General features: G+C 32.5%; 12 protein-coding genes. 3 read left to right on the top strand and 9 right to left on the bottom strand.

Annotated elements, in window-relative coordinates; genetic code table 11:
• The 4 genes from Q0616_RS08225 to Q0616_RS08240 form a co-directional block, all read right to left on the bottom strand.
• A partial coding sequence (locus tag Q0616_RS08225; protein WP_298776390.1) for a c-type cytochrome occupies window positions 1-464 on the bottom strand: 464 nt, incomplete at its 3' end.
• 88 nt (window positions 465-552) lie between these two features.
• Window positions 553-1,467: a 23S rRNA (adenine(1618)-N(6))-methyltransferase RlmF gene (gene rlmF / locus Q0616_RS08230; RefSeq protein ID WP_260543772.1), complete on the bottom strand. Its 915-nt coding sequence runs from the start codon at window positions 1,465-1,467 to the stop codon at window positions 553-555.
• A 67-nt stretch (window positions 1,468-1,534) separates the two neighbouring features.
• Window positions 1,535-1,792, bottom strand: coding sequence for a chaperone modulator CbpM (locus tag Q0616_RS08235; protein ID WP_171621988.1), 258 nt, complete (start codon window positions 1,790-1,792; stop codon window positions 1,535-1,537).
• Window positions 1,793-1,796: 4 nt separating this feature from the next.
• Complete coding sequence (locus tag Q0616_RS08240; protein WP_260543775.1) at window positions 1,797-2,690, bottom strand: DnaJ C-terminal domain-containing protein; 894 nt, start codon at window positions 2,688-2,690, stop codon at window positions 1,797-1,799.
• Between the two features lie 211 nt (window positions 2,691-2,901).
• Here Q0616_RS08240 and Q0616_RS08245 point away from each other — a divergent pair, with 211 nt between their 5' ends.
• From Q0616_RS08245 to Q0616_RS08255, 3 genes are read left to right on the top strand one after another with little or no spacing between them, the layout of a single operon-like run.
• Window positions 2,902-3,846, top strand: a complete 945-nt coding sequence (locus Q0616_RS08245) for an ADP-ribosylglycohydrolase family protein (protein WP_298776395.1) — start codon at window positions 2,902-2,904, stop codon at window positions 3,844-3,846.
• 52 nt (window positions 3,847-3,898) lie between these two features.
• A complete protein-coding gene (locus Q0616_RS08250; RefSeq protein ID WP_171621992.1) occupies window positions 3,899-4,120 on the top strand; it encodes a VF530 family DNA-binding protein in 222 nt (73 codons plus the stop codon).
• Complete coding sequence (locus tag Q0616_RS08255) at window positions 4,120-4,506, top strand: hypothetical protein (protein ID WP_171621993.1); 387 nt, start codon at window positions 4,120-4,122, stop codon at window positions 4,504-4,506. Before Q0616_RS08250 ends, Q0616_RS08255 begins: the two co-directional genes overlap by 1 nt.
• Window positions 4,507-4,560: 54 nt before the next feature.
• Here the strand turns inward: Q0616_RS08255 and purD are convergent, their stop codons facing one another.
• The 5 genes from purD to Q0616_RS08280 form a co-directional block, all read right to left on the bottom strand.
• A complete protein-coding gene (gene purD / locus Q0616_RS08260) occupies window positions 4,561-5,817 on the bottom strand; it encodes a phosphoribosylamine--glycine ligase (RefSeq protein WP_225541676.1) in 1,257 nt (418 codons plus the stop codon).
• Between the two features lie 119 nt (window positions 5,818-5,936).
• Complete coding sequence (gene purH / locus Q0616_RS08265) at window positions 5,937-7,448, bottom strand: bifunctional phosphoribosylaminoimidazolecarboxamide formyltransferase/IMP cyclohydrolase (RefSeq protein ID WP_225539299.1); 1,512 nt, start codon at window positions 7,446-7,448, stop codon at window positions 5,937-5,939.
• Window positions 7,449-7,538: 90 nt separating this feature from the next.
• On the bottom strand, window positions 7,539-8,099 hold the full coding sequence (gene purN / locus Q0616_RS08270) for a phosphoribosylglycinamide formyltransferase (protein ID WP_171621996.1): 561 nt from the start codon (window positions 8,097-8,099) through the stop codon (window positions 7,539-7,541).
• Window positions 8,100-8,259: 160 nt separating this feature from the next.
• Window positions 8,260-8,760: a peptidylprolyl isomerase gene (locus Q0616_RS08275; protein WP_171621997.1), complete on the bottom strand. Its 501-nt coding sequence runs from the start codon at window positions 8,758-8,760 to the stop codon at window positions 8,260-8,262.
• A 136-nt stretch (window positions 8,761-8,896) separates the two neighbouring features.
• Window positions 8,897-10,324 (bottom strand): helix-turn-helix domain-containing protein (locus tag Q0616_RS08280; protein WP_298776404.1); only part of this gene is annotated, 1,428 nt, incomplete at its 5' end.

The following is a 10,324-nucleotide window of genomic DNA, read 5'->3' on the forward strand; positions in this document are numbered from 1 at the left end:
GGCTTCGTAACTTCCGTTACACTTTTTACTTCAGCTGTTTCTTTCAATGATTTTGTAGGACTTTCGTTTCCTCTGTGACACATGATACATGTTACAACATTAATCATTTCAGGATTATTTGCATTTTCCCAGTTGAAATTTTTAGCGTTTATTTCGCGTGTCATTACAATCATATGACGAGCAAATTCTTTCTCTTTTTTTGCATCGCTCGAAAAATCTAACTTTCCTGTTTCAGGATTCGCCGCATGGCAAAAATTACATTTTACGCCTAAGGCATCATTATATCCACGCATCAAACCTTTCAAACTATCTTCAGAAATATTTTGTGGTAAAACTTTTAAATTTTTCCATTCAGAAGTTGCAATTGCTTTTCCTGTATCAATTTGACGAGAAGTTGTAAAAGAAAAAATACTAAACATCAAAGCTGCTGCTCCCAAAGAAGCTACAATTTTATTCGATTTCATTTTTGATTAATTTTATTTTCCCAAGGTAAAAAATTATTAATCCTAAACTATTTATTTAAAAAATTTGGAATAATTTTAAATAAATGGTTTAAAATCTCCAAACCAACAAACGAGAAACTTTATTTCCTTGTTGCATATTTACAATTCTGTAATCTCTTACTTTTTCACGTTTCAAAATTCCTTCTAAAATTCGAACATTCTCTTTCTTAGAAACTAAAGTTGTAAACCATTTTACTTGATGTTTGAAATCTGTACTTTCTTTAATCATTTTAGTGATAAATAAACGCTCTCCACCTCTACACCAAAGTTCTGAATTATTTCCACCAAAGTTTTGAATAGGTTTTTGATCCGATTTTTGACCTAAATTTTTCAATTTACGCATGGTTTGTTCCATCACTTCTTGATTTGATCTAAAAAATGGCGGATTACAAATCGTAATGTCGAATTTTTCACCTTGTTTTATAATATTCTTAAAAATATTATTTGGATTAAATTGCATTCTTATCTCTACTTTATTGCGTAATCGTGTATTTTTCTTCACGATTTCTTCCGCATTTTTGAAAGATGCATAATCCAATTCTGCTCCTACAAAATTCCAATCATATTCGTGATTTCCAATAATCGGATAAATACAATTCGCACCAACTCCAATATCTAAAACTCTTACGTCTTTTCCGCGTGGAATTACTCCATCAAAACCTTCGCCCAAAATATCTGCGATATAATGAATATAATCTGCACGACCTGGGATAGGTGGACATAAGTTATCTTTTGGTAATTCCCAATAATCAATATCGTAATACGTTTTTAACAAAGCTTTGTTTAACGCTTTTACTGCTTCTCTGTCCGAAAAATTAATCGTTGGTTCGTTCTCTTTATTTGGTTTGATATATTTAGAAAGTGCTGGATGAATAGCACATAGTTTCTCAAAATTATAAGGCGCTAAATGACGATTGCGCGAATGTAATTTTTTTAATTTACTCTTTTTTTCGGGAGTATCCATACAAAAATATTTATGCAAAAATAAGACAACCTTTGCATTTATCTGCAAAGGTTGTTTTTGATTTCGATTATTTTAATTGTTTTTGTAATGTTTCTATTTGTTTCAACAAATGATGAATCACTTCTAAACCTTCTAAATTAACGCCTAAATCATAATGAAATTGAATAAATCGTTCGATTAATTTCAAATCATTTTCTTCGATAAAATATTCTTGGTTACGTTCGTGTAAAACGACTAAATCATTCTTGTATAAATCAATTAAAAATTGAGGTTCAATCTGATGATATTGACAATATTGAACAACTGATATTGTGATGTTTTTCATGGTTTTATACTTTTTTAATTGAACGTAATTTCTCGAATAATTCTTTCTCTTCGACCGATAATTGCGTCGGAATTTTGACAGAAAATGTCACATACAAATCTCCAAACTGATTCTCTTTCTTATAAATTGGCAAACCTTTTCCTTTCAATTTTACCTTTTTATTATTTTCTGTTCCTTCTTTAATTGGCACTTTTACTTTTCCAGAAAGTGTATCAATCATCACTTCTCCTCCCAGTATTGCGTCGTACATATCCACCTCAACGGTTGTCGATAAATCCGCACCATTCACTTCAAACTGTGTATTATTTTGAATATGAAATGTGATATACAAATCTCCATTCGGACCATTGTTATAGCCTTTCCCGCCATGACCTTTTATCTTAATTGTTTGTCCATCTTCTACACCTGCAGGAATTGTAATTCGAATATTTTTACCATTTACAGCGAAAGTTTGTTTGTGAGAAGTCAACGTATCTGTCAAATTCAATGTCAAACTGGCATTTACATCTTGTCCTTTATAACCTGTTGAACGGCTTCTACCTTCGCGTCCAAACATCGAACTAAAAAAATCTGAATAACCATCAAAATCATCGAATCCTTCAGCTCCATCAAAATCTCTATTACTATATTGATATTGTTGATGTTGTTGACGAGCTTTTTCATATTCTTCTCCATGTTGCCAATTTTCCCCATACTTATCGTATTTTTTACGTTTTTCTGGATCGCTCAGCACTTCGTTTGCTTCGTTTAATTCTTTAAATTTATGTGCAGCTTCTTCATTATTGGGATTAAGATCAGGGTGATACTTACGCGCCAATTTCCGATACGCTTTTTTTATCTCATCTTGTGATGCGTTTTTTTGCAAACCTAATGTTGTATAATAATCTATAAAAGCCATAGTAATTTATAAGTTTTGTGATTTAAATCAATCAAAATCAGTTCCAATTTTAACAAAACTGACAAGTCGACTCATACTTTGATGTCTATTATAACTTTTTTAATGTTTTATCCGAAATAGATAAATTTATTATGATTAATTCATAATATTTTAAAAATAATTTGGATATATTCAAAAAAAACAAGTATTTTCAATTCATAAAATAGTAGAAATGAATAGTAGATATTTTTCGAAAAATATATTAATTGGATCAGCCGTTGCTGATGCATTAGGAGTGCCAGTTGAGTTTAAAAGTAGGCAAGATTTACAGAAAAATCCAATAACAGATATGATAGGTTATGGAACTTACAATATGCCTCCCGGAACTTTTTCCGATGACAGCTCGTTGATGTTTTGTTTGGCCGAATCGCTTTGTAATGGATACAATGTTAACGATATTGCAGAAAAATTTCAGATGTGGATGCACGAAGGTTACTGGACTGCTGACGGTGAAGTTTTTGATGTTGGAATTACGACAAGAAAAGCGATTAATCGCCTACGAGTAGTAAAACATCCAAGTGAAGCTGGTTCTAAAGAGGAAGGTGACAATGGAAATGGTTCGTTGATGCGCATTTTACCTTTGGCTGTTTTTACAAAAGATTTATCGATTGAAGAACGTTTCGAAATTGTAAAAGAAGTTTCGTCTATTACGCATGCACACAATCGTTCTATTTTAGCTTGTGTTTATTATATTGAATTTGCATTGAACACTTTGGATGCTGAAAATTTGGAAGAAGCATATTTGAATACTAATTTTTGGTTGAAATTATTTTTAGAAGAAAATGAAATCTATAAAAAAGAGCTTACATACTTTGATCGAATTTTAAGTGGAAAACTAATTGATCTAAAAGAAGATGATATAAATTCAACGGGTTATGTGATTGATAGTTTAGAAGCTTCTATTTGGTGTTTATTACATACCGATTCGTATAAAAACTGTGTTTTAAAAGCTGTTAATTTAGGACATGACACCGATACAACTGCATGTATTGCTGGCGGAATAGCCGGAATTTTTTATGGAATAGAAACTATACCTTCTCATTGGATCGAACAATTAGCTCGCGTAGATGATATTCTTCTTTTAGCAAAACAATTGGAAGAAAAGTACGAGTTTTAGAAAGATTATTTTATCTTAAATTCAACAAAAACATTTTTCGTAATTTTGCAAAATGGAAAGTCAAAAAAATAATCCATTACACGGAAAACGATTAGACGATATTATCGAAGAATTAATCATTTATTATGGTGGATGGGAAGGTTTAGGTAATCAAATAAACATCAAATGTTTTAATGATAATCCGAGTTTAAAATCTTCTTTAAAATTTCTTCGAAAAACAGATTGGGCACGAAAAAAAGTAGAAGAATTGTACATCAAAAAAATTGCAAAATAATGAGTGCAACTATTCTTGAAGAGAAAATTTTTATTGATACTGAACTTTTAACAAATATAGAAGAAGAAAGTCAAGTCATTATACATTGTTGTATGAATGCTGACGAATATGCAAATGCAGCTCGGATTTGGCCATCTACTTTTATAATTGATAATCAATCAGGAAAACGTTGTCAATTGGTTTTTGCAGACGGAATTACAATGTATCCAAATTGGACATATATCGAAGAAAAATCTTCTTTAAATTTTACTTTAATCTTTAATGGTTTACCAAAAAGTTGTCGATCGTTTGATCTTGTCGAAATTATCCCTCAAGCTGGAGGGTTTGAATACCGAAAAATAAATCGAAATAAAAGCGATGTTTATCACGTCGAATTTTCAGAATAAACTAAAAATGCGTTTCAAATGAAACGCATTTTTTAATCATATAAACTGTATTTTTTATTGAATTACTCCAATATCATTTCGGTAATATTCGTAATCAAAATGTACTTTCTTGATGTTTTCATAAGCTGTTTCTCGTGCTTGTTCTAACGTATCTCCTAAACCAACAACATTAATTACACGTCCGCCAGAAGTCACAATTTGATCTTCTGACAACTTGGCTCCTGCAATAAAATTAGGACAAGTTACATTTTGTAAACCACGAATCTCAAAACCTTTGTCATAATTCCCTGGGTATCCGCCCGAAACCATCACTACACAACATGCATGTTGATTTTTGAAATTCAAGTTAAAGTCTTCACCTTTGATTGCTTTGTTAACCGCATCAAATAAATCATTTTCTAATAAAGGTAAAGTTGTTTGCGTTTCTGGATCGCCCATTCTTAGGTTATATTCTAACAAATAAACACCTTTTGTTGTAATCATCAATCCAAAGAAAATTACTCCGGCGAACTCTAATCCTTCTTTGATCAAACCACATTTAGTTGGTTCCATAATTTCTTCTTCGAACATTTTGAAATGCTCGTCCGTAAACAATGGATTTGGAGCAATAACGCCCATTCCACCAGTGTTTAAACCAGTTTCTCCTTCACCAATTTTTTTGTGGTCTTTTGCTGATACAAACGGAACGATTTTCTTTCCATTGAAAAAAGATAAAATAGACGCTTCAAAACCTTCTAAATATTCTTCGATTACCACTTCATTTCCTGCATCTCCAAAGGTTTTATCTTCCATAATATCTAAGACAGCTTGTTTAGCTTCATCGAAATCTTGACAGATAATAACACCTTTTCCTGCAGCTAAACCAGAAGCTTTTACAACAATTGGATATTCTTGTTCTTTTAAATAATCAATCGCCAACATTGGTCCTTGAAAATTTTTATATTTCGCAGTTTTCACACCATATTGATCCATAAAATCTTTCGCAAAAGCTTTAGAAGCTTCCAATTGAGCGGCATCTTTATGTGGTCCAAAAACATTTAAATTTTCTTTCTGAAAAATATCAACAATTCCTTCCGATAATTCTGCTTCTGGACCTACAAAAGTTAAATCGATTTGATTTTCCTTTGCAAAATCCTTCATCTCTTCAATCGAAGAAACTGAAACATTCGTACCTATTTGCGCCGTACCTGCGTTTCCTGGAATAAAGAACAATTCTAATTCTTGTCCTTTTCGTTTGAAATCCTCAGCAAATTTCCACCCAATTGCGTGCTCGCGACCACCAGAACCGATGATTAATATTTTTGTGTTCATTTGTTTTATTTTTAAATGAAAAGTGAATAATAATAAACGAAAATTCTATTCTCGATACATTTTCTACGAAAACACTCGAATTGACGAATTTTCAAATTAGTACATTAACTGATTATCAATTAATGCATAAAATGTCTCATTCCTGTAAATACCATTGGGATGTTTTTCTCATTACAAGCATCAATTGACTCTTGATCTTTGATTGATCCACCTGGTTGAATAATCGCTTTGATTCCGTTTTCAGCAGCAAAATCAGCTACATCACGGAAAGGGAAAAAGGCATCAGAAGCTAAAACTAAATCTTCTTCCACTTTTTCTTTCGCACGAGAAATTGCTTGCTGAGCCGCCCAAATACGATTCGTTTGACCACCTCCAATACCGTAAGCTTGACCATTCGTTGCAACAACAATTGCATTCGATTTTACCCATTTTACAATTTTTTGAGCAAAAACTAAATCTGTCATTTGACGATCTGTAGGTTGCACATCTGTTACCACTTTAAGATCTGTTGAAAATTGGTTATCTGTCGATTGAACAATTAAACCTCCATCAACTTTTACGTAAGTTACTTTATCCGAAACTGGATTTTTAACTTTGATGATGCGTACATTTTTCTTTTGTTTGAAAATCTCTAAAGCCTCTTCTGTAAATGAAGGTGCGATAACTATTTCTAAGAAAATTTTGTTTAATTCAACCGCAGTTTTACCATCAACTTCTTTGTTAAAAGCGATGATTCCACCAAAAATTGACATTGGATCACATTCGTATGCTTTTTCGTAAGCTTCTAACACATTCTCTCCGATTGCTACACCACAAGGCGTTGAGTGCTTAACGGCGCAACATGTTGTTTCTTCAAATTCTGAAACCACTTTGTAAGCTAAATCCATATCACGAATATTATTGAAAGAAAGTTCTTTTCCTTGTAAATATTCGAAATCTTTCATTGCCCCATTTTTCGTTTTATCAACGTAATAGGCTGCTTTTTGATGTGGATTTTCACCATAACGTAAATCCATTACCTTTTCATAAGAAGACTCTAAAAATTGAGGAAAGTTTTCACCTAAAATGTACGTAGAAATCGCTGCATCATAAGCAGAAGTTAAGTTGAACACTTTACCAGCACATAATTTACGTGTTTCTATAGAAGTAGAACCATTCTCACGAATCTCATTCATCACCACTTCATAATCGTTTACATCTGTTACAACTGTTACGTCATAGAAATTCTTTGCTGATGATCGCAACATAGATGGTCCTCCTATGTCAATAAATTCGATCATTTCTGCTTCGGAAAGACCTGTGTTCATCTTCTCGAAGAATGGATATAAGTTTACAATTACGATATCAATTGGATTAATTCCGTGCTCTGCAATTGTTGCCATATGATTTTCATCTGAACGACGAGCCATTATACCTCCGTGAATAGCAGGATGCAAAGACTTTACACGACCATCTAAAATTTCTGGAAAACCTGTCACATCTTTTACTTCTGTCACTTCGATTCCATTGTCTTGTAAATGTTTGTACGTTCCTCCTGTTGATAAAATTTTGTAATCTTGCTCAATCAAGAATTTTGCAAATTCTAACAAGTTCGACTTGTCCGAAACACTGATTAGCGCCTGTTTTTGCATTTTGTTTTAGTTTTTAAAGTTTATTGTTTGTTTATTATTTCGGGAAAAATAAAATACCTCAATGCAGAACACATTGAGGTATTTTTCTATTTATGCTTCACTAATTTGCTTAATTGCTTTGATGTAGATTTCACTTTCTACTTCAGCCACTTTTCGTTGCAAATCTGCTACTTCATCATTTTCTTCGATTTCAAAAGTTCCTTGACAAATGATTTGCCCTTCGTCTACTCCAGCCGTTACATAATGCACCGTTGCTCCCGAAGTTTTTTCACCAGCTTCTAAAACTGCTTTGTGAACTTTTGCGCCATACATTCCTTTACCTCCAAATTTTGGTAACAATGCCGGATGTATATTTATCATTTTAGCACCCCATTTCTCTGTAAATTCTGAAGATAAAATGGTTAAAAAACCTGCCAAAACAATTAGATCAATATCTTCTCCTTCTAAGTTATGTTCGGCATCTTCCGAAAAAGTTTTTCGGTCTAAAACATACGTTCGGATATTTTTATCCAACGATCGTTCAATTGCATAACAGTCGCGGTCTGCCATCACCATCGAAATCTCGACATTTGGTAAGGTTCCGTCTTCAACTGCATCAATAATATTTTGAAGATTTGTTCCGCCTCCGGAAACAAATACAGCTATTTTCATGTTTGTTTGTAAGTAATCTTGTTTGTTTTGCAAAGATAAGATTTTAGTTGAAGGAAGTTGTAAAATATAACTTGATTTTAATCTATATTATAATGATATTTACGATACAAATAGATATAAAAAAGGCTACTTCATATTGAAATAGCCTTTGAAATATTTTTTAGTGAGTTGCTGATCCGTCTACTCCGTGAGCATGTCCATGAGACAATTCTTCTTCTGTTGCTGGACGAACGTTTAAAATTTCTACTTCAAATTCTAAAGTCTTTCCTGCCATTGGAGGATTTAAATCTGCAATTACTGCTTCTTCAGTAACTTCAGTAACAGTTGCACGGAATTGATTTCCTGCATCATCTGTTAATGGTAATAAAGCACCAACTGGTGGTAATCCAGACTCTTTGAACATATCTAAAGGTAACTGAGCAACAGCTTCTTCTACTCTTTGTCCATACCCTTCTTCTGGAGAAATTACAAAAGATTTTTTATCACCTGCTGATAATCCTTTTAATTCTTCTTCAAATTTTGGAATCATCATCCCAGCTCCAACTAAAAAAGCCAAAGGTTCTTTTGCATTTGATTGTTCTACAAATACTTTTTCACCATTCGCTTCGATGGTATGCAATGAGTAGTTAACAGCTACTACGTGGTTGTTTTCTATTGTCATAAATTTAAAATTATGGATGCTTTCTATACAAAAAGCGTTCATTTTTTATTGCTATCTATTTAGCAATAATTATTCCTTTGGGTAATATGACCAATTCTGTCAGTTATTTATCCTTTTTAAACTGACATCATCATATTTAATCAATAAAAAGTAATGCTTTCTTGATATCTTCGTACCCTATTTCGCCATTGTAATAGTCATAAATAGGTTTTAAAATTTTATTTTCTTCAAATTCGATTTCACTGTACGCCATTCTAACTTTATCTAAAATTTTGTCAGAAGGTTTGAATTTTGAGTAATCCAAATCTGGTTCGATTTCTTTTATTTTACCAATATGATCAACAATTGCGGATGACGTTAAACCTCTTTTTTCAGCAATTTGATCTAACGATAAACCTTCTTTTACATATTCTAACGTGATTTCGTATGTTGATTTCTTTTGACCTTTTTCTTTGGTCTTATTTTTTTCGATATTTTTTGCAATTTGCTTTTTATCTAATGTTCCGCCTGAATATCGAATAAAAGCTGCCCAAGAATTTTGCAATTCTTTTTCATCTAAAAACGAATCAATTTCATTCGATAAAACCTGAAAACGTCTGTCAGCCTTCATGGCCAACGAGTCAATTTCTAATGCTGTTTGATTAAGTCCGTGCAACATCAACGAATTTAGATCGCGTAAACGAGATAATGCCACATATCCTTGACCTTTCTCAAAAGCTTTTGATAAATCAATAAAAGCCGAATCTAATGTCATTCCTTGCGATTTGTGAATGGTAATTGCCCAAGCTAATCTTAACGGAACCTGAGTAAATGAAGCCAATGCTTTTCCACTTTCGTCTTCAATGGCCCATGTTTCAGGCTTTGCTATATAAAATTCTCCATCCAATGTTTTGATGATTGGTTCATCTTTTTCTGTATATCCGGATACATTTCCAAGTGTTCCGTTTACAAAACCAACTTCAAAATTATTACGAACAAACATTACTTTTGCACCAATTTTAAGCTCTAAAACTTCGTCTGCTAAAACTGATTTTTTCAACACCTCGACTAAAGCAGGATTTCCTGCCACTTTAGCTTCAAATACTTTTGAAGAAGAATCGATACTAATCAATTGACCTTTATTAATTCGATCAACATCCATATTATGCGTATATAAACGCGTTTGAGAATCGATTTCATCTGGAAAATATTCGATTCGAGATTCTAATAAATCAACTGTTTTTTGGGTGATATTCCCTGAACGAATTTCATTCAAAATATCATTCAATGCATTATTCGTTTGACGATATTGCTCTGTTAAATAACAAATATGCACTTTAGATTGTACCCAAGCATCGGACATAAAACAGAATTTATCTTTCGATTCCTCCCATTCTTCACCAATTGGTGGTAACTGGAAAAAATCTCCCGAAAATATGACTTGAACACCTCCAAAAGGTTCATCATTTTGTTTAAAAAACTTCAACACATAATCTACAGCATCTAATTGGTTTCGGTGCAACATCGAGATTTCATCAATAATCAAGACTTTGACTTTATCCATTTTATCGCGAAAATATTTTTT

Origin of the sequence: uncultured Empedobacter sp., from assembly GCF_937930195.1 — a bacterium.
GTDB lineage: Bacteria > Bacteroidota > Bacteroidia > Flavobacteriales > Weeksellaceae > Empedobacter > Empedobacter stercoris.

What these genes read in the sequence shown, in the direction of transcription:
- purH (WP_225539299.1), bottom strand. Translation starts at nt 7,448, where the DNA reads ATGCAAAAACAGGCGCTAATCAGTGTTTCGGACAAGTCGAACTTGTTA.
- Q0616_RS08250 (WP_171621992.1), top strand. Translation starts at nt 3,899, where the DNA reads ATGGAAAGTCAAAAAAATAATCCATTACACGGAAAACGATTAGACGAT.
- Q0616_RS08235 (WP_171621988.1), bottom strand. Translation starts at nt 1,792, where the DNA reads ATGAAAAACATCACAATATCAGTTGTTCAATATTGTCAATATCATCAG.
- Q0616_RS08255 (WP_171621993.1), top strand. Translation starts at nt 4,120, where the DNA reads ATGAGTGCAACTATTCTTGAAGAGAAAATTTTTATTGATACTGAACTT.
- purN (WP_171621996.1), bottom strand. Translation starts at nt 8,099, where the DNA reads ATGAAAATAGCTGTATTTGTTTCCGGAGGCGGAACAAATCTTCAAAAT.
- purD (WP_225541676.1), bottom strand. Translation starts at nt 5,817, where the DNA reads ATGAACACAAAAATATTAATCATCGGTTCTGGTGGTCGCGAGCACGCA.
- rlmF (WP_260543772.1), bottom strand. Translation starts at nt 1,467, where the DNA reads ATGGATACTCCCGAAAAAAAGAGTAAATTAAAAAAATTACATTCGCGC.
- Q0616_RS08275 (WP_171621997.1), bottom strand. Translation starts at nt 8,760, where the DNA reads ATGACAATAGAAAACAACCACGTAGTAGCTGTTAACTACTCATTGCAT.
- Q0616_RS08245 (WP_298776395.1), top strand. Translation starts at nt 2,902, where the DNA reads ATGAATAGTAGATATTTTTCGAAAAATATATTAATTGGATCAGCCGTT.
- Q0616_RS08240 (WP_260543775.1), bottom strand. Translation starts at nt 2,690, where the DNA reads ATGGCTTTTATAGATTATTATACAACATTAGGTTTGCAAAAAAACGCA.